This is a genomic window from Gemmatimonadota bacterium, assembly GCA_026706345.1.
In the GTDB taxonomy this organism is placed as follows: Bacteria; JAAXHH01; JAAXHH01; order JAAXHH01; family JAAXHH01; genus JAAXHH01.
In genome coordinates this window covers 1-23,059 of record JAPOYX010000015.1, presented here as the reverse complement: position 1 = coordinate 23,059, position 23,059 = coordinate 1, and the positions used below count along the sequence as shown (strand labels likewise).

The window sequence follows — 23,059 nt, the reverse complement described above, 5'->3', positions numbered from 1 at the left end:
TTTTCATGAACGATAAGCATACCGAAACGCAAAAGCCCTCCATGGATCAAGGGCTGGCGACCGGGATAAGGGCGCTCCTGCCGCGATGCACGCTGAAGGACCGGCGGGACATCCAGCGCCGGTTGAAGAAGTTACGCGGCACGGAGCGAGGGGACCACGGCCGGCTTGAAAGACTGGTGGAGCAGGCGTCCGCCTCGGCAGCGCTCGTGGAGCAGCGCCTCGGGTCGAATACATCAGTCACCATTGACAGCCAGCTGCCCATTTCCGCCCGGCGGAAGGCAATACTCGAAACCCTGCGCAGCCATCCGGTCGTGATCGTGACGGGGGAAACCGGATCGGGCAAGACGACGCATCTGCCCAAAATCTGCCTCGAGGCGGGCAGGGGCGTGTACGGCCGTATCGCGTGCACGCAGCCCCGGCGTGTCGCGGCGCTGTCGGTGTCGCGCCGTATTGCCGAGGAACTCGATGCGACCTGGGGCCGGGAAGTCGGATGCAAAATACGCTTCACGGACGAGACCGTGCCCGAGACCCGGGTCAAGATGATGACCGACGGCATGTTGCTTGCCGAGATACAGCACGATCCGAACCTGCTTGAATACGACACGATCATCATCGACGAGGCCCACGAACGCAGTCTGAATATAGATTTCCTGCTGGGATACCTCCGGTTGCTGATCAGGCGCAGGAAGGATCTGAAAGTCGTGATTACCTCGGCGACCATCGACACCGCCGCCTTCTCGGACGCTTTCGACGACGCGCCGGTGATCGAGGTGTCGGGACGCCTGCATCCGGTGGAGATCCGGTATCTGCCCCTCGAGGAAACGCGGGGCGACGCCGACGACTATACCTATGTCGACGGAGCCGTCGACGCGGTCGACCGGATCATGGAAGAACCCGGCCGTGGCGACATCCTGGTTTTTCTTCCTTCGGAGAAGGACATCCACGAGACGCGCAGACGGCTGGATGGAAGATCCTACCGGCACACCGACGTCCTTCCGCTCTTCGGCCGCCTGACCAGCGCGGACCAGCAGCGGGTCTTTCAACCGCGGAACAACCGCCGCATCGTCGTCGCCACGAATGTCGCCGAGACTTCGCTGACCATCCCGCGAATCAAGTACGTCGTCGATACCGGTCTCGCCCGGATCAGCCGCTACGCGCCGCGGACCCGAACCCAACGGTTGCCGATCGAGCCCATCGCGCAAAGCAGCGCCCGACAGCGGGCCGGACGCTGCGGGCGGGTGTCCGGGGGCGTCTGCCTCAGACTCTACAGCGAGTCCGACCTGACGAACCGGCCGGAGTTTACCACGCCCGAACTGCAACGCGCCAATCTCGCCGAGGTCATTCTGCGCATGCTGGCGTTGAAACTGGGCGACGTCCACGCCTTTCCCTTTCTCGACCGGCCCACTCCCCAGGCTATAAGGGACGGTTTCCAACTGCTCACCGAACTGGGGGCCATCGACGGGGAACGGCGTCTGACCGATCGGGGCCGGGCCATGGCGAGACTGCCGGTGTCGCCCACAGTGTCGCGCATGCTCCTGCAGGCCCGGCAGGAAAACGCCCTGCAGGAGGTCCTCGTCATCGCGGCGGCCATCAGCATCCAGGATCCCCGCGTCAGGCCCCTCGACCAGCAGGAACAGGCGGACCAGGAGCACCGGAAGTTCAGGAACGCGTCCTCGGATTTCCTGACCCTGCTCAATATCTGGGAGGCTTTCCACAATACCTTCGAGCACCTGAAAACCCAGGCTGCCATGCGCAGGTTCTGCCGGAGACACTACCTTTCCTACAACCGTATGCGCGAATGGCGCGACATCTATGTGCAGCTCCGCCGCGCGCTCCGGGAATCCGACGGCTTTCGCGGCCGCCCGGAACGAACCGGAAGCGCCCACTACGACGCGGTCCACCGGTCGATCCTGAGCGGCCTGCTGAGCCAGGTCGCCGAACACCGGGAAGGCAATCTCTATACCGGATCCAGAAACCGGACCGCCATGATCTTCCCCGGATCCGGTCTTTTTCAAAGGAGACCCGGCAAAGATTCCGGCAAGAACAACAGGCATGGAAAGCGGGACGAAAGGCCCGGGAAGGAAGGCGAGGACGGGCAAAGAGGCGGAACGGCGTCGGCGCCCTGGATCGTCGCCGCGGAGATGGTCGAAACCAACCGGCTCTATGCGCGCACGGTGGCTCGGGTTCAACCCGAGTGGGCCGCTGAACTGGGCCGCCATCTATGCCGGGCCTCCTATACAAATCCCAGGTGGGAAACGGCCGCCGGGCGGGTGCTCGTCGACGAAACGCTGCTCCTGCACGGCCTATTGGTCTCTCGTCGGACGATTGATTACGGGAAGGCTAATCCGGCAGAGGCGACGCGGATTTTCATCCGCGGTGCGCTGGTGAACGACGATTTGAGGACCCGGTACGCCTTCATGGATCACAACCGGAGGACCAGACGGGATGCCGAGACCTGGCTGCTGCAACACCGCAACGCCTACCGCGTCGATCTCGACGAAGCCGCTTTTCAATTCTATGCGGAACGGATTTCCCATGTGTTTTCGGCACACGACCTGAACCGGATCATTAAAACGGAAGGGGCGGGGAAGGATCTTTTCCTGCGCATGGAAACCAGGGACCTCACGGGGACCGATGACGCGCGGCACCACCCGGAGGACTTCCCGGAGCATTTCACGCTGGAAGGCGAACGGCTGCCATTACGGTACGCCTGCCGGCCGGGCCGGGAGGAGGACGGCGTCACCCTTTCGCTGCCCCGCAGCAAGGTGCACCAGCTTCCCCTCGAGTCGCTGGACTGGCTCGTCCCCGGCCTGTTATGCGAGAAGATCGAAGCGTTGCTCAGAGGGCTGCCGGGCAGGAAACGCAAGCGGCTCGTACCCATTCCGGAAACGGCGCGGATGATCGTGGAGGATCTAGACCCTGCCGGCACCTCCCTTACCGGGGCGCTCGCGGAATTTATCGCAAGGCGGCATGGTCTCGAAATCGACCCGTCGGAATGGCCGGTCGGATCCGTCCCCGATCACCTGAGAATGCGTGTCCTGGTGACCGATGAGGACGGAGGCGCCGTGCTTTCGACTCGCGACCCAGAACGTATCCGCGCTGAAATCGTCGGCCGCGCCGTGGCCGTCGAATCGGAAAGCTGGCGGAAGGCGGCGGAGCGCTGGGAACGATACGACCTGCGGGACTGGTCGATCGGCGACCTGCCGGACCGCGTCGAAATCGGCCTGTCGGGGACCGTGCCCCTGTACGCCTGGCCCGGTCTGCAGGCGGCCGATGACGTGGTCGACCTGCGCCTGTTCCGGGACCGGCACGAAGCGCATCAGGAAACCCGCATGGGACTAGTCCGCCTGCTCGAACGGCGGATGAGCGAGGAAATGGCCTGGTTGCGGCGCGACCTGGCGTTTCTGCGGGATCTTCCCGCCCTGACAGACCACGCCGGCGGCCTCGAAGCACTTCAGAACTCGGCTTACGACCACCTGCTTGACGCTCTTTTCACCCGAGAGCCGCTGTATCCCCTGACGGCCGACCGTTTCGAGGAAGACGTGGAACAGGCGCGCGGGCTGCTGAAAAAACTACCCAACTGGTTCCAGCAGCAGATGCGGCCCCTGGAACGGGTTCTCGGAGGAGATATCCGGACGGCCCCCGGTTATCCTGACATGGAAGACGACCTCCAACGGCTGATTCCGTCCGATTTTCTGCGCAAGACGCCGGCTGTCGAACTGCCCAACCTGGTTCGATACCTGAAGGCCGTTGAAACGAGGTCCCGCCGGGCGCGGGAAGACCGGACGAAGGACCAGAAGAAGGCAGAACTGGTCAAACCCTTCGACGATGCGCTAAGGGCGTTGCATAGCAGGGACGACGTAAATCCCGCCCTGCTGAACGAATTCAGGTGGATGCTCGAGGAGTACCGTGTCTCGGTGTTCGCCCAGGAGCTTGGGACCGGGCGGACCGTTTCTTCGAAACGACTGCAGGGGTTGTTGGACCAGATCGAAGCGGATTCCCGCGGACCGGAGACGTCATGAGACGTATCGCGTCGGATCGGGGATTCCGGCTTCGGCGAAACCCCTGCGCCGCAGGACGCAGGCGTCGCAGCCTCCGCAGGCCGCCCCGTCGTCCGCCGTGTCGTAACAACTAGACGTGAGGGCGTAGTCCGCGGCCTGGCGTCCCACATCGTCAGCGGTCTGATGACCGGCTCCGTCGCTGCCGCCTTGGACATTTCAATGAGCGGCGCGTGGATGCTGAACCTGCCCTGGCCGGTCACCCCGGCCCGGGTCGCCAGGTTCGCCAGGTTCTCGTAGGCCGCGATGTACTCGGGGCGGCAGTCTGGATATCCACTGTAATCGATGGCATTGGCTCCGATGTACAGGTCGAAAGCACCGAGCACCTCGGACCAGCCCAGGGCGAAGGAAAGGAAGATGGTATTGCGCGCCGGTACGTAGGTGACCGGTATCTGCCCGCCCATGGAATCCGGATCCTGATCCCTGGGAACCGGGATGTCGTCCGTCAGCGCCGACCCGCCGATGGCCCGAAGGTCAAAGGGAATGGTTACGTGGCGGGCGACGCCCAGGGAGTCGGCGACCCTTCTTGCGGATTCGAGCTCGAACCTGTGGCGCTGGCCGTAATCGAAGGTGATCGCGTGGCAGTCGAAGCCCTCGTCCCGGGCGATGGCGAGCGTCGTCGCCGAATCGACCCCTCCACTGAGCAGAACGACGGCAGCCTTCATGGTGGTTCCATCCATCAGGAAGTGTAGAGGAGACTGGCGATAATAGAACCGGCGATAACAACCAGTGCCACCATGATCTTGTTGGCGGCGGCGGATATCCGCGAATCGATTTTGTGGTCCATCGCGGAAAATCGGGTGCTCATTGTGTCGAACCGGGCGTCCATGAGTTCCTTCAGGGAGACGATTGCGGCATCCAGGTCGGTCTTTGTCACGTATTCGATTTGAGGCTTACTCGTATCAGGTGACGGCATGGGAAACCTCCCGTTGTTCACAAACCGCGATCTTTTAAGCGCTATTGAAAATCAATCGGGCTGACGAAACATACCCCGGTTATAGTCCAAACACCCAGGGCCTGTTATGCCGCTGTTGCGCATTCGTGAACGGCGGCAATATATTCCATTAGTCGTAGAGCCGCAATATTTCTGGTGCTTTTATTCAAGAACATTTACCTGAAGATGCTCAGGTCTGAATACATGTTTCGGCATAGTAGGATGATCACGGAGAACCGGGCCTGGATTCCTGGAGGCGGACCATGTTTCGCGATGTGCGCGTGGCGGCGATTTCGTTCAAACCGGTTAAACTCGATCTGAAGGGGAACGCAGACCGACTGGAAAAGATGTTCCGGGATGCCGCGGCCGATGGGGCCGAATTGGCTGTCGCGCCGGAAGGCGTGCTGGAGGGGTATGTAGTCAACGAGATCATCGACGGCGAGATCCCGCCGGAGGAAATGAACCGGGTAGCCCTCACCATGCGGAGCCGGACCATCGGGCGGTTCCGGGAACTCGCAAGGACGCTGAACATGTGCCTTGCGTTCGGCCTGGCGGAACGGATCGACGGCGAGATTTACAACTGCGCCGTGTTCCTCGATCACCGGGGACGCCTTCGCGGCAAGTACCACAAAATGCAGCTGGCCGAGGGCCATCACCGTTCCTGGTGGTTCAACCGCCTGGGCAAGAACAGCCGCGCCTTCGACACGCCTTTCGGCCGGGCCGGCATGGTCATCTGCAATGACCGCTGGAACCCGGATATCGCCCGCATTCCGGTACTCGACGGCGCCCGTTACCTGCTCATTCCCTCCTTCGGGTCGACAGCCCGGTCGCAGGATCGGGCGGTGCTTGCGCGTGCGAGGGAGAACGGCGTGCCCATCGTAGAAGCCAACGTAGGCGTCACTCTGATCGTGAACAAAGGCGAAATCGTTGCCCTGTCCCGCAAGATGACCGCCATCACCCATGGGACCATCTCCGTACCGGCGACTCCATCGCTTAAGAACAGGGACCGGCATGAACGGGGATTCCTTGCCTGGCGCAGCCGCGAAATGCCGGTACGATACCGCGACCGGATGCGGAGAAAACGGCAGGGCCGCGACGCCACGGAGGTCGGTCATGACTCGAAGGGCCGGCTGATCGAGGTGGACTGACCGTCCCCGAACCCGCTGGCGCACTGGAAATTGCGTCTTGCCTGTCCCATCGCCTATCCCTTATCTTTTCCGTGACGTCAGCCTGCCGGCATATGGCGGGGAGCAGCGTTGAAAAGACCGGATCGAAACGGCGCGTCGTTCGTCGTACCGGAGTTCAGAGACCATGGACCCGACATGCTCGCCCGATCAGTTCCTTGATGTGCGCAGTCACGGCTTCGTGCGGCTGGCCATCGCCGTGCCTCGCATACGGGTAGGCGATCCCGCCGCGAACGTGACGCATCACCTCGAACAGATTGAGGCGGCCGACGGGCGGGGCGCTTCCTACGCACTCTTCCCCGAACTGAGTCTCACAGGCTATACCTGCGCCGATCTGTTTCACTCCCAGGCGCTGCTTGACGGAGCGCTTGATGCCCTCGGGGAGTTGCTGGACAGGACCCGGGGGCTCGACACGGCCTTCAGTTTCGGCATGCCCCTGCGGATCGATCACGCGGTGTTCAACGTCGCGGTGACCTGCACCCGCGGGAACGTCCTCTCGGTTACGCCCAAGACCTACCTGCCGCAATACCGCGAGTTTTACGAGACCCGGTACTTCGCCCGCGCGGCCGAAGCCCAGGCTGATACGGTTACCCTGTGCGGCACGGAGGTGCCGCTCGGACCCGACGTACTGCTGCGGACCGACGACCCGAGGGTTGTGATTTATCCGACCATCTGCGAAGACGACTGGGTGCCGGTGCCGCCAAGCAGCAGGGCCGCGCTGGCGGGCGCGAGCATTCTGGCGAACCTGTCCGCGTCCAACATCGTCATCGGCAAGGCGCAGTACCGCGAAGACCTCATCCTGACGTCCTCGGGACGCAACGAGGCCGTGCACATGTATGCCGCGGCGGGGTTCGGGGAATCGACCATGGACGTGGTCTGGGACGGACACGGGTTTATCGCCGAACGGGGCTACATGCAGGCGAAAACGGAGCGCTTTCACCTGGACGGAGCCTGCATCGTGGCGGACGTCGACGTGGAGGCGCTGACGCTGGAGCGCGGCGTCCAGGGCTCCTTCCGGCAGAACGCCATGGACTACAAGTCATCCTGGCGGTCCGTGTCGCTGACGGGCTTCCGGCCCGAGCCGGCCGGAGAAGACGCTTCGAACGCCTCCGGTCAGCCGAAGGAAGGGGTACACCGGACCTTCCTCCGGGACATCCCTTCCCATCCCTTCGTCCCCCAGAACCCGGCGGAACGAAGCCAGCGGTGCCGCGAGGTGTTCATGATCCAGGCCACCGGACTGGCGACCAAGTTGAGATCGCTGCCCGAGGATGCCCGAAAGGTCGTCGTGGCGGTTTCCGGGGGCCAGGATTCGACCCACGCCCTGAACGTGGCGGTGCACACCATGGACCTGCTCGGGCTGCCAAGATCCCAGATCGTGGCCCTGACGATGCCGGGACTGGGTACCACGGAGCGTACGTACGAGAACGCCTGTGCGCTGATACGAGCGGTCGGCGCCACTTTCCGCGAGATCGATATCAAGCCCGCCGTGCGGCAGTTCTTCGGGGACATCGGGCATTCGGAAGACAAGAAGGACCTCGTCTACGAGAACACCCAGGCATGGACCCGGAAGCTGGAAGAGCTCGCTACCGCCGCCCAGGTCAGGGGCATCGTCCTCGGTACGGGCGATCTCTCGGAACTGGCGCTCGGCTGGTGCACCATGTTCGGCGACCATGCCAGCCACTACGGCGTCAACGCCGGCATTCCCAAGACACTCATATCCTACCTGATCCGATGGACGGCCGACGTGGTCTTCGAGCGGGAGAAGACGGTTCGCGACGTGTTGCTGGATATCCTCGACACGCCTATTTCACCGGAACTGCTGCCCCCGAACGCGCGGGTAATCGCGCAGAAAACCGAAGAAAAGATCGGTCCGTACGAACTGCATGACTTCTTCATCTACTACTTCATGCGCTTCGGATTTTCGCCTTCCCGGATCGCCCGGATGGCGCTGCATGCCTTCGAGGGGAAGTACGACCTCCAGGAGATAAAGACCTGGCTCCGCGTGTTCATCGTCCGGTTCTTCCAGAACCAGTTCAAGCGGAACTGCCTGCCGGAAGGGCCCAAAGTCGGCATGACCTGCATTTCTCCCCGCGGCGACTGGCGGATGCCTTCCGATGCTTCACCGGCAGTCTGGCTGTCGGACCTGGATCGCATCCCCGATGAACTTTAGACCACCCGGCGAAATACCGCCCCACTTCAACGCAGCGTCCGTCGAAATGTTCTGGCGCGTGCCCTACGGAGAAAGGGCGGCGGAAGCCCGCGCATGGGCGGAAACCCACCGGATTCGTCCCTCCGCCGACGATGACTTCCGCACCGCCCTGCTGCTCGTAGACTGCCAGAACACCTTCTGTCTCCCCGGATTCGAGCTCTTCGTGGGCGGACGGAGCGGACGGGGCGCCGTGGACGACAACATCCGCCTCTGCTCGTTCATCTACCGCAATCTCCAATCCATCACGGAGATCATCTCCACGATGGACACCCATACGGCGCTGCAGATCTTCCACCCCATGTTCTGGGTCGATGGTGAAGGCGGACATCCCACAGGCGGCGAAACGGTCATTGCCCCGAAGGACGTGGAACAGGGAAACTGGCGCGTCAATCCGGCCGTGGAGGCCCTTTACAGCACCCGGGTCGATCTTTCCGCCTATGCGCTGCACTATGTCCGGCGCCTCACCCGGGAGGGCAAGTATCCCCTCATGATCTGGCCGTACCACGCCATGCTCGGAGGCATCGGCCACGCTCTGGTATCCGCGGTCGAGGAAGCGGTGTTCTTTCACAGCATCGTCCGGGTCCGGCAGACGCGCTTCGAGATCAAGGGAAACCATGCCCTCACCGAGAACTACTCCGTGTTACGTCCCGAGGTCATGGAAGACCCCGACGGCCAGGCGGTCGGCGTGAAGAACACGTCACTGGTCGACCACCTGCTGACCTTCGACGCCGTGATCGTGGCCGGGCAGGCCAAGAGTCACTGCGTGGCGTGGACGGTGGACGATCTCCGGACGGAAATCCAGGCGCGGGACCCCTCTCTCGCCGGCAGGATACTGCTGTTGGAGGACTGTACCTCGCCGGTCGTCGTCCCCGATGTAATCGATTTTACCGATGAGGCGGAGGAGGCGTTCCGGCGGTTCGCTCAGGCCGGCATGCGCCTGGTGCGTTCCGCCGAGCCCATGGAGCGGTGGGGTATCCGCGGCTAGGATCGCCCAACTCCTTCCCGGTGCCTCACCTGCCTGAAGGACAGCAGCCGGGCGGACAGCTATCGGGCAAGGGATCCAGGACACCCACGGCAGGCCGGGCCGTCGAAGCGGACAGGCGCTCCTCGACGAGCTCCGCGATCATTTTCACGAAGCGGGGATGGGTTCCCGCCGTTTCCGCCCGGACCATACGAACCCCGAGTTCATCGCAGCACGCCCGCGCTTCCACGTCCAGGTCGTATACCACCTCCATGTGATCCGATATGAATCCCACGGGGACCACCACGATATCCCGGCCCGCCCGGCCCGCCCGGCCGCCGCCCGATGCGTGAAACGACCTGATGTAGTCGCAGACATCGGGCTCCAGCCAGGGTTGCGCCGGCGGGCCGCTGCGGCTTTGAAAGGCCAGCGCCCAGGAGGGTGCGCCCGAGCGTTCGCTGATCAGCCGGGACACTTCCCGGAGTTGGGCTTCGTAGGCGCATTCCCGGGCCATGGCCAGGGGTATGCTGTGGGCGGTATACACGAGATGGGCCGACGCACGCCGTTTCTCCGGCAGGCGATCCAGGGCGTCGCTAACCCGGGCCGTCATCGTTTCGATAAATCCCGGATGATGGGAAAAGGGTCTGATCTTGTCGATCGCCGGGGCGCCGTTGCCCGCTTTCCGCCGGGCTTCGTCAATGTTTTCCAGGTATTGCCTGCAGTTGGAGTAGGAGCTGTAGGCGGAGGTGACGAGAGCCAGCGCCCGCTTTATCCCGTCCCCGGCCATCCGTCGGACCGTATCAGTCAAAAGGGGATGCCAGTTCCGGTTTCCCCAGTAAACCGGCAACGACAGGTTGCGGGTTTCCAACTCCTTTTCGAGTGCCGCGATCAGCGCGCGGGTCTGCCCGTTGATCGGGCTGATGCCGCCGAAGTGATGGTAGTGTTCCGCGACTTCCATCAGGCGTTCCCTGGGGACGCGCCGGCCCTTGAGCACGCGCTCAAGAAAGGGAATGACGTCGTCGGTTCCCTCGGGACCCCCAAAGGATACCAGGAGCAATGCGTCGTAGTTCAATGGTCATTTTCCCTATGCGGACATACGACCCTGTATTTGCTTGCCATGCCACCGCTTCCTCCGTAATATACCCAAGTCTTTCACTGTATGCATCGCGTGGAGCAACCGAGGACGCTACAAGGAAGCGACGTGACCGAAGACACCGGACGGATCCCCGACATACTCGAACATGGAGCGCCCGTCGATGGGCAGCCGCAGACCGGCGAAGAGCGGCTGTACATGCAGCTCAACGTGTTCAGGGTGATAAAAGACGACTTCGCCATTTTCGATCCGGACGGCGACGTGATCGAAGCGCCGGCGCTGCCGGAAATCATGGCGAATATCGCCACCGCCCTCGAAAACTCCGGACTGGAGTCCGCGGTCTATCTGGATGTCAACGATCCCAATGGAGTCGGCGTGTTGTTCCTCGCCGAAGATCCCGATACCTTCGTAACCGATGTGCGGGACCTGTTGACCGGAAGCCCCTTCGACGCGCTGGAGCGCCGCGAGAACATGACGATGTTCGGCAGGACCTACTCCCTGGGGTACGAACCGGATTTGCGGGATTCTCTCATCCACAGGCCGCGCCGCACCGTGCTCAACCCCGACTGGCCCTGGGCCATCTGGTATCCGCTGCGGCGGAACGGCGCCTTCGCCCGTCTGGAACATAAGGAACAGCGCCAGATCCTGATGGAGCACGCCCACATAGGCCGGGCCTACGGCCGCGCCGACTTCGCCCACGACATCCGCCTGGCCTGCTACGGGCTCGACGAGGCGGACAACGACTTCGTCATCGGACTGCTCGGCAAGGCGCTTTACCCGCTTTCACGCGTCGTCCAGGACATGAGAAAGACCCAGCAGACGGCGTTGTACATCGATTCGCTGGGACCGTTCTTCGTCGGCAAGAAAACCTGGTCGAGCGGCCCGTAGCGGTCGAGCGGCCCATTGCAGTCGAGCAGCCCGAAACGGTCGACCGGCTCAGCCGGATGATTCCTTCCGAACGCCCTCCATTTCCTCCAGCGCCTTGAATCCCAGGACGGCGCAGGCGGACGCCACGTTGAGGGAATTCTTGTAGCCACGCGTGGGGATCTCGACGACGCCGTCGCAACGATCCAGCACGCCGTGGCTCACCCCCAGCGCCTCGTTGCCGAGCACGATCGCCAGTTCGTCCGGAAACACCGCGTCGCCGTACGGAACCGAACCCGAGGTCGTTTCCGCAGCCCAAACCGCTATGCCCTTGTCCTGCAGGTGTCCGACCGCATCGGCGGCCGCTTCAAAGTAACGCCACGGGACGTAATCGATGGTGCCCAGGGCGGTCTTTTCCAGCTTCGCATGGGGCGGACAGGCGGTGTATCCGCACAGGAACAAACCCGCCACCCGCAGGATGTCGCAGGTCCGGAAAATAGACCCTACGTTGAAGGCGCTGCGCAAGTTGTCCAGGATGAAATAAAGCGGCAGCTTGGGCAGCCTGTCGTACGCTTCCTTCGTAATCTCCGTGTCGAAACTGCGGACCTCGAAGTTCGTTTCCATGTCACCAGTCCGCCTGGCGCGATTCCGCATCGGACAATGGTCCTCAAAAAGTAGAAACCTCGCCCGCACCGCCGTCGTGGATTGCCGCATAACGGTAAAGCCGTATGCGCGGCAACAGGACTGCACGGTAATCTCAGGGCAGAAGGGCGTTTATCTCATCCCTGAGCTGTATCGTCGCCGCCCGGGCGGCCTCGGCGTAATCGGTTCCGTCGGAGGCGTACAGGATGCCGCGGGAAGAGTTGATGAGCAGGCCGCCGCCATGGGTGTCGGCCCCCTCACGGACGACCGTTTCCAGATCGCCGCCCTGCGCTCCGATGCCGGGTATCAGCAGGGGCATCTCAGGGGCGATGCCGCGGATGCCCGCCAAGGATTCCGCCTGCGTCGCGCCTACGACCAGCCCCGCGTTTCGCGCGGTGTTCCAGGACTGGGCCACACTAGCCACCTCCAGATACAGCGGATGTCCGTTGACAGGCAGGTACTGGAACTCGCGCGCGCTCTCGTTGGAGGTCAGACAAAGGATGAAAACGCCCCGGTCGGTATAGTCCAGGAAGGGCTGGACGGCATCCCTTCCCTGGTACGGATTTACAGTCACTGCATCGAAGTCGAAGTGCTCGAACAGCGCACGCGCGTACATGCGCGCGCTATTCCCCATGTCTCCCCGCTTGCAGTCGCATATGGCCACCACCCCATCCGGGATAATCTCGAGGGTGCGTTCGAGTATTTCGTAGCCCCTGGAGCCCATGACCTCGAAAAATGCGATATTCAGCTTGTAGGCCGACACGAGATCCGAGGTGTGCTCGATGATCGCCCGGTTGAACTCGTATACCGCGTCGCGCTCCGTTTTCAGGTGCTCCGGGAATCGATCCAGGTCCGGATCGAGCCCGACGCAGACCAGGCTGTTCGTCAACACGCGTACACGGTTCAGACTATCTACGAAGGGTGACATGGCACATCCTCTTGTGACGGAATCTGTATGCTTCCAATGAGTTCGCGGACCGAGCGCACTTCCGACCCGGCGCACCAGTCGGCCATCTCCCGCGCCACCGAAGCGCCCGCGCGGGGCTCGACGAAGCTGGCCGTTCCGACCTGCACGGCGGTGGCGCCGGCCACGAGGAACTCCACGGCGTCTTCGCCACTCATGATGCCGCCGATTCCGATGACCGGAATGCTCACCTGGCGGGCGATCCGGTAAACGGCCGCCACGGCCACGGGCTTGATGGCCGGACCGGAAAGACCGCCCATGACGGCCCCGAGCATGGGACAGCGCGTGCGGACGTCCACCGCCATGCCTCGCAGGGTGTTGATGGCGGAAATCGCGTCGGCGCCGGCATCTTCCACGCTGCGGGCGATTTGCGCGATGTCCGTAACGTTCGGTGTCAGCTTCGCGATAATCGGCAGGTCCGTGATCCCGCGCAACGCGGAAAGGAGTTCGGCCGCGCGCCGGGGATCGGTACTGAAGTCCATTCCGCCCGAAACGTTCGGGCACGACATGTTGATTTCCAGGGCATCGATGCCTTCACAGCCTGCCAGGCGTTCGGTCACGCGGACGAACTCTTCGACGGGACCGCCTCCCACGTTCACGATCAACGCGGTATCCAATTCTCTCAGGTACGGCATCTTGTCCCGGACGAAGGCACCCACGCCCACGTTCTGCAATCCAATGGAATTGAGCATGCCGGCGGCTGTTTCGGCGGCCCGGGGCGGGGGATTGCCAGGCCATGGCTCCGGCGTGAGCGTTTTCGTCACGATGCCGCCGAAATCGGATAGATCCACGAACCGGCCGTACTCGGATCCGTATCCGAAGGTGCCCGAGGCGGCGAGGACCGGGTTCTTCAGTTCGCACGATCCGATATTTACGGTTAAGTCGGGAAGCGTCCTCACAACACCACCTCCTGCATATCGAACACCGGACCGGTGTCGCACACCCGCTCGTAGCGGCGGGGAGACGATCGATCTGCGGGATCGACACATGGCACGACACAGGCCATGCAGACGCCCACGCCGCAGGGCATGATCCCCTCCAGGGAGACCTGTCCGGCGATGCCCGCATCCCGGGCGATCTGCTGGCAGCGCCGCATCATGGGCGTCGGTCCGCAGGCATAGAGGTAGGCGCAGCGGCCGGGCGACCGGGCCAGTTCCCGCTCCAGCAGGGCCGTCACCAGGCCGTGATAGCCGGTCGAACCATCATCGGTCGCCAGTTTGACGTCAAAGCCCAGCCTGCGGAACTTCTCTTCCCCGCTCAGCAGGCCTGCCGTCGCCGCGCCGAACAACACGGCCAGTTCTTCCGGGCCCGCCCGGCCGTCCCTGACCGTCTCCTGCGCCAGCGAGAGAAAAGGCGCCACGCCGACGCCGCCCGCCACCATGATCGCGGACCGCCCGGCCCTCACCGGTTCCAGCGGTCGTCCCAGGGGACCGAGTACGTTGATCCGTTCTCCGCGGCGCCGCATCGCAAGGATCTCGGTGCCGCCGCCGACGATCCGGTAGATGAGCCCGAAAACGCCTTTTTCCGGATCTCGTTCGGCGATGCTGAAGGGACGCCGGAGCAGAGGGGTGTGGCGGAGCCAGGTCTGCCGGCTGCTGTCCTCGGAAACGTCGGAAGCGACCAGGTGTACGAAATGTCCAGGCAGGGCGTGGCGGGTGATATCGGGCGCCAGCAGGTCGATCCAGTAAAGGCCGGGACCGATTTCACGGTTGGACAGGACCTCGGTGTTACACTGGCAGATGGGGATGTTCGACATGCTCGCTGCTGTGAGGCGGACGGGATTCGGTTCACATCCGGAAACCGCGGGTCAGTCAGTCCGGTACCGCGACGTTCCGGGTCGCATGGCCTTCCAGCTTTCGCTCCACTACGATACAGCCAACGGGGCCGGAAGTCAACGCATCATTTGTCGGGTCCCGTGTCCTGGCGCAGTTCTTCCATGAGGCGAATCTTGTCGTGGACCGACTTCGCCTGGTCCGACCCGGGATAGCGGCCCACGATATCCCTGTAGCGTTTGAGTGCCGTCTCCGGGTCGCCGAAACGCGTCTCGGCGAGCCAGCCCAGGGCATAGAGCGCCCGCGGCGCGAATTCCCCGTCCGGATAACGATGGAGGACCTGTTCGTACAGTCCGCGTGCGGAGTCGGGCCGATCCGCTTCGAACAGCAACCGCTCCGCCTCGGAAAACAACCTCTCCTCGGGAAGCTCGCCTTCGATCGGTTTTGAACGAATAATTGCCGCTTCCACGGCGTGATCCGTCCCGGCGTACCGCTCCGCAATGGTATCGTAAACGGCGTTCGCCCGCGCCGGGTCATCCATCACTTCGTCAAGGACCCAGGCTCTTGCGAAGGCCGCCTTGGCGGCCAGGGAGGGGTCGCCCGATTCGTTTTCGATGGAACGATACCGACTCAACGCGGAATCGGCCATGTCCAGTTGGAACAGGTAGTGCTCGGCCAGTTGAAAACGAATCCCGGCCACGTTCTCCGTGAGCCTCGCCACATTCGAAGCATGGTTCGGACCATCGTTTTCACGCGCCTTCGTCGCGGCCAGCGCGTTCAACAGATTGTCCAGATTTCCGTTTAAGCGACGCAACTCGCGTATGGCAAAGTTTTTACTTTCCGCTTCTTTACCCACCCAGTATTCCCGGGGACTCTTGCGGAGCGCGTCCGCGTAATGCCGCTCCGCGTATTCCAGCCTGCCGGTGTTTCTGTACAGTTCGGCGAGTTCGTACATGGCCTGCGATACTTCCTCGTCGTAATCGCGGTCGGTTTCGAATTCGGATATTATGGTTACGTAGCGGGATACGGCTCCTTCAACGCCGCCCAGGCCAGCCTGGCACTCGGCCATGGCCAGCATGACTTCGGGGCGGTATCGGGCGTAATCGCGCTGTTCCAGCAACGATTCGAACACCTCGAGCGCGGCGTCATGTTCGCCCTCGCGGCGAAGGCTCTCACCCGTCATGAATCCCGCCCGGTATCTCAACGTCTTCGTGCGGGCCTGCCCGATGACCCGCGCGAAAAGGTCCCGCGCGCCTTCGAAACGATTCATTTCGAGGCTGGACCGCGCGATGTAGAACAGGGCCTCCGCCTCGCGATCGTTACCGGGATATGTCGTAAGAAAGACTTCGAAACGCGTGACGGCCTCCTCGTACCGTCCGCCGTCGAAGGCGATCTCACCGCTGAGCAGGAAGGCGTCGGGAGACTGGTCGCTGCCGGGGTATTCCCGGATGAAACGGTCCAGCAGTTCATCAGCCTGGACGGGATTGCCTGCTTCGAAGTGGCTTCTGCCCAGCGAAAAAAGACAGTGCGCAACGAACTCGCTGTCGGGGAACAGCCTGAGGACTTGCTCATACCGTTTGATAGCCTGAAGGTGCTGGCCCTGGATCGCCCGGGCGTCGCCGATCAAAACCAGCGCGTCATCGACCAGGGAGCTTCCGGGATGATCCCGCAGGACAAGGCCCGCATTTTCGATCGCGAGTTCGTAGGAGTCAACGGCCATCGGGTGTATGCTGCCATCGGGTGTCTGCTGGTTGAGACGTATACGCTCCCCTTCCTTGAACGCCTTCTTGGCGTTGTAAAAGGTATTGTAGTACGCGCACCCGAAAACCACGCACGCGAAAGCAAGTAGGATCGATGAGGTTTTGCGCATGTCAGTCACCGAACTTGTATCCGACGCCCCGGACGGTCGTGATGATATGCACCCCGTGGCGCTCGATCTTCATTCGCAGCCGCCTCACGTGCACGTCCACGGTCCTCGTACCGCTGAAGTAATCGTATCCCCAGACGGCGGTCAGCAGTTCATCCCGCGTGAACACCCGTCCCCGGTGCCGGGCCAGGTGTTTGAGCAGCTCGTATTCCTTGAGCGTGAGGTCGATCGCCTTGCCCCGGATCGTAACCTCGTAGTTGCCCAGATTGATCAGCAGGTCGCCCCAGGCGATCATATCCTGAATCTGCACGCTATGACGGCGCCAGAGGACGTTCTTGATGCGGAGATCGAACTCGCGGAGATTGTATGGCGCGCATATGAAATCGTCGATCCCCCGGGTGACGTCGAGATCACCGACGGCGTCACAGCCGGTCAGGACGATCACTCCGGGGGCCTGCCGGAACTGCCTCGACTGCAACTCGTCCATCACAAAAGGGATGTCCGATCTTGGACGGTCAGTATGGACGAGCAGGACATCCGATTCGGGAATACGCGCGTGGAGGTCTTCAACAGCGGTGTAATGCAGTTCCGTTAACGGGTAACCTGCGCCGCTCAACCATCTGATCAGCGGTGCGACGGGTTCCTGCCGGGCAATCAGAATTGTTATTCGAGGAAGCCCGTTGCCGCTAAGTCTAACGGTCATGGGTTCTCACTACAGGCCCACGTGGAAAGGACCGACCGGTGCGAAGAACGGACTATACCTCGAATGGAATCAAAACGGGAGGTCGTCGTCGGCCTCGGACGCCGGCGCGGAAGGCGGCGCTTCCGGCACCGTACTGCCGATTCCTCCGGGCGGCACGTCGGATGCAGGTTCATTCTGCTGGCGGGCACTCAGCATTTGCATCTCGTTCGCCACGATCTCGGTCGTGTATCGTTTCATCCCGTTCTGGTCCTCCCAGGAACGGGTTTGAAGCCGCCCTTCAACATACACCGGAGCGCCTTTCTTAAGATATTGGCCGCAGATCTCCGCCAGTTTCGAAAACGCTACGATCCGGTGCCATTCCGTTTCTTCCCGCCGTTCTCCGTCCTGCGTGTTCCACTGGCGCGTGGTGGCCATGCGGAAGTTGACCACGGCCCGGCCGGAAGGCGTGTACCTCAACTCGGGGTCCGCGCCCAGATTGCCGATAAGTATGACTTTGTTTAAACTGGCCATCAAGGTTACTCCTTATAGAAAATGGTAGAAATGAGTATAGCGCGGTACGTATGGCAAGTCAAGCGAATTCACCCTGTATATCCGGACTGTCGCGCAGGACAAAACAGCTTGCCTCACCTTGATGCCGCGCGGTATATTCCGTTAGTCGAGGGGCCCTTGAAAACATCGTAGAAAACATCGAACTTTCGTCGACGGGACCCGTAATCGGACCCGCCGGAACGCCCCGCCCGGTCCGTTATCCGCCGGATTGGCCCATGACCCTCCCGGTTCACCTCTACCGATACGTTTTAAGAGCGCATATCGGGCCATTTCTGTTTGCCTTCGTGATCATCACGTTCATCCTCGTGATGGACATCATATTCCAGATTGCCGACCTCATCATCGGAAAGAACCTCGACCTGTTTATCGTGCTCGAGGTGTTTGTGCTCAACTTGGCCTGGATCGTCGCCGTTTCGATTCCCATGTCCGTACTGGTCGCCACGCTCATGGCCTTCGGCCGCCTTTCGGCCGATAACGAAGTCACGGCGTTCAAGGCGGGAGGCGTCAGTTTCTTCCAGATGGTCTCACCGGTCCTGGTGTCGGGAATCCTTCTGGGGACCTGCCATCTGTACTTCATGGACGTCATACTGCCCGAAGCCAATTACCGGGCGCGGTCACTCATGAACGATATCCACCGGGCGCGGCCCACGTTGCTCTTCACCGGGGGCATATTCATGAAGGACATTCCGGGATACAGTATCTTGATCGACCGGGTCAATCCGAGAAACAACGAGATTTCCCGTATTACCATCTACGAGACGGAGAACATGCGCTACCCGCGCCTCATGACGGCGAAGTCGGGTGTATTTCACGTCAACGAGACGGGCAGCCGGCTCGATCTCATGCTTTACGACGGGGAACTGCTGCAACAGAACGAAGCTTCGGGGCGCTATTTCAAAGAAGTCTTCGAGCGGCAGCGGTTTTCGATTCGCACCACGCCGAGCGGCGTGCAGCGGTCGGAGGCGGGAACCCGGGGCGACCGCGAGTTGAACATCGAAATGATGCGTGAGAAGATCGATGACTGGCAACGGGAGATCGACGAGGTCGCGGCGAATCTTGAACCCGGACCGGTCCCCTCGGAGGCGAAGACGGATTCCATCGAAGCAGCCAGGGCCAAGGCGCAGCGGACGATCTCGCTGAAGCAGCGCCAGAAGAACAGCTATATCGTGGAAATCCACAAGAAGTACGCCATTTCGGCGGCGTGTCTCGTCTTCGTGCTGATCGGCGCACCGCTGGGTGTGCGTATCCGCCGGAGCGGCATGGGTGTGAGCGTCGGCGTCAGCCTGTGCTTCTTCCTGCTCTACTGGGCATGTCTGCTCGGCGGTGAAGAACTGGCGGACCGCGACCTGTTCGATCCGGTCTGGGCGATGTGGGCGGCGAATATCGTCATCGGCGTGCCCGGAGCCTTCCTGGTCTGGATTGTCGGGAGAGACCGCGTCTGACGAATATGCCTCCTAATCATCAAAGGATTGCCGTTTCATGTCCCTGATCACCCGGTACGTGCTCCGCCTGTTCATGACCGCGATCGCCGTCAGCCTGGTCGCCTTCGTCAGCATTTTCTTTGTCGTCGATCTCATCGAGCAGCTGGACCGTTTCCTGGACCGCAACGTAGCGCCGGGATACATCGCGCTCTATTACGTCTATTACCTGCCCTATATCTTCGTACTCACAATTCCCGTCAGTCTGCTGCTCGCCAGCCTCTATACCTTCGGCCAGCTGACCAGGCTGGGCGAATTGACGGCCATGAAAGCGTCGGGACTGAGTCTGTACCGGCTGCTGCGGCCCCTGCTCCTCGTGAGCGCCGTGATCAGTGCGTGCCTGTTCTGGGCCGGTGAATGGCTCGTGCCCCATACGAGTATGAAAAGGGCGGAAATCCAATCGGAACACGTGGACATGCAGGGTGGCGAAGGACAGCACGTCCGGTACGACGTGTATTTCAGGGGAGAGGGTGGACGACAGTTCTACATGCGCGTATTCGACGGACACAGCGCGGAAGGCACCGGAATATGCGTCACCGAGTTCCGAGGCGGCTCTGTTTCCAGCGTGCTGACGGCGGAAAGCGCCGCCTGGACGGACGGGCGATGGCTGCTTTCCAACGGAGTGGAACGACGGTTTCAGATCGGAGGCGGCCTATCCGGATTCACCTCATTCGCCTCGTTGGAACCCGACGGATGGGCGGAAACGCCGGAGGACTTTCTACGAGGACAAAAGCGCCCGGAAGAGATGAGCTACGGCGAACTCGCTCAGTTGATACAGAACGTGCGGCGCGGTGGAGGAGACGTGCAGGGCTACCTGGTGGACCTCAACCTGAAGATCGCCTTCCCCTCCGCGGGCCTGATCATCGTGCTCCTGGGAGGCGCGCTGGCCTCCCACCTGAGACGCGGAGGCGTAGCGGTGGGATTCGCCCTGAGCATTGGGATCTGTTTCGTCTACTGGGGGCTGCTGCGCTTTGCGCAAGCTTTCGGACACGCCGGCTTACTGCCGCCCATGGCGGCGGCATGGGGTGCCAATGCTCTGTTCGGATTACTGGCGCTTGTCCTGCTGGTCAGGGCGCCGAAATGAGACCGGTGCTGGGCTGGACCGCGTTCGCTGGTCAGCCTGACCAGGCTGACCGGCCGGAGCAGCCCCATTCGGCTCAGGCGTGGTTCCGGAGTTCCTCCGCCTTGTCGCAGTTTTCCCAGGTAAAACCCGCCTCGTTCCGGCCGAAGTGGCCGTAAGACGCCGTGGGACCGTAGATGGGCCGGCGCAGGTCCAGGCTTTCGATGATTCCCTGGGGCGTCAGGTCGAAGTGCTTGCGGATCAGGCGCGTGATTTCCAGATCTTCGACTGTGCCGGTGCCGTAGGTGTTGACGTTTACCGAGACGGGTTCGGCCACGCCGATGACGTAGGCGAGCTGGATCTCGCATTTCCCGGCCAGCCCCGCGGCTACGACGTTCTTGGCCACGTAGCGCGCGGCGTAGGAAGCCGAGCGGTCCACCTTGGTCGGGTCCTTGCCCGAGTACGCGCCGCCGCCGTGGCGGCAATACCCGCCGTAGGTGTCCACGATGATCTTCCGGCCCGTCAGACCGGCGTCGCCCTGCGGCCCCCCGGTGACGAAACGGCCGGTCGCGTTGACGTGGTACTTGATCCGGCCCGGATCGATCAGCTCCGCCGGCAGCGCGGGGGCGATCACCTCGTTGACGACATCCTCCCTGATCCGGTCGTTTGAGACGTCCGGATCGTGCTGGGCGGCGATCACCACCGTGTCGATCCGGCCGGGACGGCCATCCACGTATTCCACCGTGACCTGGGATTTGCCGTCCGGGCGCAGGTAAGGCGCGACGCCGTTCTTCCGGATCGCCGCGAGGTTCCTGGTCAGCCTGTGGGCCAGGGTGATGGGCAGGGGCATCATTTCGGGGGTCTCGTCGGTCGCGTAGCCGAACATCATGCCCTGGTCGCCCGCGCCCTGCCGGTCCACGCCCATGGCGATATCGGCCGACTGCTGGTCGAGGGAGACGATCACGCCGCAGGATTCCCAGTCCAGACCGAAGCCCGCATCGGTATATCCGATGGACTTGACCGTCTCCCGTGCCACGCTCTGGACGTCCACGGAACCCGCCGTCGTGATTTCGCCGCCGACGAGCACCAGGCCCGTGGTGACGAAAGTCTCGCAGGCCACGCGGGAATAGGGGTCCTGTTCGATGACGGCGTCCAGCACGGCGTCGGAAATCTGGTCGGCGACCTTGTCGGGATGGCCTTCGGTAACGGATTCGGAAGTAAAGAGGTAACCAGGTGTCATGCGTCATGCTCCTAACGAACTACATGCGGATCGGAAACGATCGATTCCGGTATATGGTCAGATGTACGGTCAGACGAAAACCTCGCAGTGCGCGCCGGCGGTCTCCCGTTGCACCCGGTCGGCCAGGACGGCGTGCGGCGTGACGATGGATCCCCGGAGATCGCAGTTTTCGATCCGGGCGTGAGTTCCGATGGTGGCGTCACGGACGATAGTGCGCGCGATGGAGGCCCGGGACGAGACGGCGACGTGGGGACCGACGACGGACCGGTGGACCTGGGCGTCCGACGCGATGTCGACGGGCGGGATGATCACGCTGCCGGGTATGCTGCAGGCCCCGCCGTTCAGGTCGAGGAGCCGCCTGTTGGCCTCCAGCAGCCGGTCCGGCGTGCCGCAGTCATACCAGTCGTCGACTTCGAAAGGCGACAGGTGCTCGCCCTGTTCCACCATCCACTGCAACGCGTCCGTCAGTTGATACTCGTTACGGGTCTTCCGGCTGGATCGCACCAGGCTTTCCAGTCCCGCCATAAGCGGCGCGGCCCGGGAGAAATAGTAGATCCCGGCGATCGCGAGATCTGAAACCGGACGGTCGGGTTTTTCCACCAGCCGAGTGATGCGGTCTCCCGCGACTTCCACCAGTCCGTAGCGGCTCAGGTCCCCCGCGACCTTTTTGACGCCGATCGCGTTGCCCGGCGGTTTCCTGCCCAGGAAGGCGTAATCCGAGAGGTAGATGACGTCGCCCAGCACGATCAGGACGGGCGCGTCATCCACGAGAGTCCGGCACTGGTACACCGCGTGGCCGATTCCAAGGGGCTCTTGTTGCACGACGTACCGGGCTTCGAGGTCTTCGCGCTGATCGACGAACCGGCGGATGGCGTCTCCCGAGGGGGAGATGACCAGCACGACCTCGCGGATCCCCAGGCCCGCAACCTGGTCGAGGATGTATTCGAGTACCGGCTTCCCCGCGACGGGGACCATGGCCTTGGGGGTTTCGAGCGTGATCGGGCGCAATCGGCTGCCGCTGCCGGCGACGGGAATAATGGCTTTCATGAAACTCCCTTGCGTGTGCGCCCTCTCCCGGCGGAGCGCGCCGGGACCGAATTGAACGGTTCTGTAAGAAACAGGGGGGCATGGCCGTGCGCAACAGAAATCATAGGCGTCGACATCGGTCTCGTCCCGGAAAATCGCGCAGACGAATCGCCGATCGAACGGCATCGGCTAGAAGATCGTGCCGATCCACGCGCCCAGGGCTTCCATTCTGCCGGTGAGCAGGGATATGCGCGCCATGACCGTGTACCCGAAGGCGGCGCCGAAGGTCACCATCAACACCCAGATGCCCGCCCGGGAGACGCGTCCCAGCATACCCTTGTGTTCCAGTGAAAAGAAGAAGTACACGAGGCCGCAGATCACGCCCAGGACTAGGACGATGTGCGAGAAACTGGTGCCCCAGAGGAGGTTTCCCGCCTGGTCGAAGACCACGAGGG

Annotated in this window: 19 protein-coding genes and 1 pseudogene; 7 read left to right on the top strand and 13 right to left on the bottom strand. The window is 62.5% G+C overall.

The window, feature by feature from the left end; translation table 11 throughout:
• The first annotated feature begins 5 nt into the window (after nt 1-5).
• On the top strand, nt 6-4,022 hold the full coding sequence (gene hrpA, locus OXG98_01525) for an ATP-dependent RNA helicase HrpA (GenBank protein ID MCY3770693.1): 4,017 nt from the start codon (nt 6-8) through the stop codon (nt 4,020-4,022).
• Here the strand turns inward: hrpA and queC are convergent.
• Both queC and OXG98_01515 read right to left on the bottom strand, forming a co-directional pair.
• Nucleotides 4,017-4,723, bottom strand: a pseudogene (gene queC, locus OXG98_01520) (7-cyano-7-deazaguanine synthase QueC). The gene hrpA and the pseudogene queC sit on opposite strands and share 6 nt — an antisense overlap.
• Before the next feature lie 14 nt (nt 4,724-4,737).
• Entirely contained in the window at nt 4,738-4,974 is a 237-nt protein-coding gene (locus OXG98_01515) for a hypothetical protein (protein MCY3770692.1), read from the bottom strand.
• Nucleotides 4,975-5,255: 281 nt separating this feature from the next.
• Here OXG98_01515 and OXG98_01510 point away from each other — a divergent pair, with 281 nt between their 5' ends.
• The 3 genes from OXG98_01510 (at nt 5,256) to OXG98_01500 (ending at nt 9,370) form a co-directional block, all read left to right on the top strand.
• A complete protein-coding gene (locus tag OXG98_01510; GenBank protein ID MCY3770691.1) occupies nt 5,256-6,140 on the top strand; it encodes a carbon-nitrogen hydrolase family protein in 885 nt (294 codons plus the stop codon).
• A gap of 163 nt (nt 6,141-6,303) precedes the next feature.
• Nucleotides 6,304-8,346, top strand: a complete 2,043-nt coding sequence (locus OXG98_01505) for an NAD(+) synthase (GenBank protein ID MCY3770690.1) — start codon at nt 6,304-6,306, stop codon at nt 8,344-8,346.
• Nucleotides 8,336-9,370: an isochorismatase gene (locus OXG98_01500; GenBank protein ID MCY3770689.1), complete on the top strand. Its 1,035-nt coding sequence runs from the start codon at nt 8,336-8,338 to the stop codon at nt 9,368-9,370. The genes OXG98_01505 and OXG98_01500 overlap by 11 nt, the downstream gene beginning before the upstream one ends.
• Nucleotides 9,371-9,395: 25 nt before the next feature.
• Here OXG98_01500 and OXG98_01495 read toward each other — a convergent pair whose 3' ends face one another.
• Nucleotides 9,396-10,418: a ferrochelatase gene (locus OXG98_01495; GenBank protein ID MCY3770688.1), complete on the bottom strand. Its 1,023-nt coding sequence runs from the start codon at nt 10,416-10,418 to the stop codon at nt 9,396-9,398.
• Between the two features lie 129 nt (nt 10,419-10,547).
• On the opposite strand from OXG98_01495, the gene OXG98_01490 reads away from it, so the two are divergent.
• Nucleotides 10,548-11,327: a chlorite dismutase family protein gene (locus tag OXG98_01490; GenBank protein ID MCY3770687.1), complete on the top strand. Its 780-nt coding sequence runs from the start codon at nt 10,548-10,550 to the stop codon at nt 11,325-11,327.
• A gap of 48 nt (nt 11,328-11,375) precedes the next feature.
• Here OXG98_01490 and OXG98_01485 read toward each other — a convergent pair whose 3' ends face one another.
• The 7 genes from OXG98_01485 to OXG98_01455 all read right to left on the bottom strand — a co-directional run bounded on the left by OXG98_01485 (nt 11,376) and on the right by OXG98_01455 (nt 17,761).
• Nucleotides 11,376-11,927 (bottom strand): RNA methyltransferase, encoded by a 552-nt coding sequence (locus OXG98_01485; GenBank protein ID MCY3770686.1) that lies wholly within the window; start codon nt 11,925-11,927, stop codon nt 11,376-11,378.
• A 133-nt stretch (nt 11,928-12,060) separates the two neighbouring features.
• Nucleotides 12,061-12,873 carry an orotidine-5'-phosphate decarboxylase gene (pyrF, locus tag OXG98_01480; protein MCY3770685.1) on the bottom strand — a complete coding sequence of 271 codons (813 nt, stop codon included), beginning with the start codon at nt 12,871-12,873 and terminating at the stop codon, nt 12,061-12,063.
• Complete coding sequence (locus tag OXG98_01475) at nt 12,858-13,808, bottom strand: dihydroorotate dehydrogenase (GenBank protein ID MCY3770684.1); 951 nt, start codon at nt 13,806-13,808, stop codon at nt 12,858-12,860. The genes pyrF and OXG98_01475 overlap by 16 nt, the downstream gene beginning before the upstream one ends.
• The gene (locus tag OXG98_01470; protein MCY3770683.1) at nt 13,805-14,665 is read right to left on the bottom strand and encodes a dihydroorotate dehydrogenase electron transfer subunit; all 861 of its coding nucleotides are present in this window, start codon (nt 14,663-14,665) and stop codon (nt 13,805-13,807) included. Before OXG98_01470 ends, OXG98_01475 begins: the two co-directional genes overlap by 4 nt.
• A gap of 143 nt (nt 14,666-14,808) precedes the next feature.
• Nucleotides 14,809-16,551, bottom strand: coding sequence for a tetratricopeptide repeat protein (locus tag OXG98_01465; GenBank protein MCY3770682.1), 1,743 nt, complete (start codon nt 16,549-16,551; stop codon nt 14,809-14,811).
• 1 nt (nt 16,552) lies between these two features.
• On the bottom strand, nt 16,553-17,251 hold the full coding sequence (locus OXG98_01460) for a response regulator transcription factor (GenBank protein MCY3770681.1): 699 nt from the start codon (nt 17,249-17,251) through the stop codon (nt 16,553-16,555).
• 69 nt (nt 17,252-17,320) lie between these two features.
• Nucleotides 17,321-17,761, bottom strand: a complete 441-nt coding sequence (locus tag OXG98_01455; GenBank protein MCY3770680.1) for a single-stranded DNA-binding protein — start codon at nt 17,759-17,761, stop codon at nt 17,321-17,323.
• 254 nt (nt 17,762-18,015) lie between these two features.
• On the opposite strand from OXG98_01455, the gene OXG98_01450 reads away from it, so the two are divergent.
• Together OXG98_01450 and OXG98_01445 are read left to right on the top strand one after the other, a co-directional pair.
• Nucleotides 18,016-19,242, top strand: a complete 1,227-nt coding sequence (locus OXG98_01450) for an LptF/LptG family permease (protein ID MCY3770679.1) — start codon at nt 18,016-18,018, stop codon at nt 19,240-19,242.
• 37 nt (nt 19,243-19,279) lie between these two features.
• Nucleotides 19,280-20,362, top strand: coding sequence for an LptF/LptG family permease (locus OXG98_01445; protein ID MCY3770678.1), 1,083 nt, complete (start codon nt 19,280-19,282; stop codon nt 20,360-20,362).
• Between the two features lie 73 nt (nt 20,363-20,435).
• Here the strand turns inward: OXG98_01445 and metK are convergent, their stop codons facing one another.
• The 3 genes from metK to OXG98_01430 form a co-directional block, all read right to left on the bottom strand.
• Nucleotides 20,436-21,578 carry a methionine adenosyltransferase gene (gene metK / locus OXG98_01440; GenBank protein ID MCY3770677.1) on the bottom strand — a complete coding sequence of 381 codons (1,143 nt, stop codon included), beginning with the start codon at nt 21,576-21,578 and terminating at the stop codon, nt 20,436-20,438.
• 69 nt (nt 21,579-21,647) lie between these two features.
• Nucleotides 21,648-22,625, bottom strand: coding sequence for a sugar phosphate nucleotidyltransferase (locus tag OXG98_01435; protein MCY3770676.1), 978 nt, complete (start codon nt 22,623-22,625; stop codon nt 21,648-21,650).
• 168 nt (nt 22,626-22,793) lie between these two features.
• Nucleotides 22,794-23,059 (bottom strand): hypothetical protein (locus OXG98_01430; GenBank protein ID MCY3770675.1); only part of this gene is annotated, 266 nt, incomplete at its 5' end.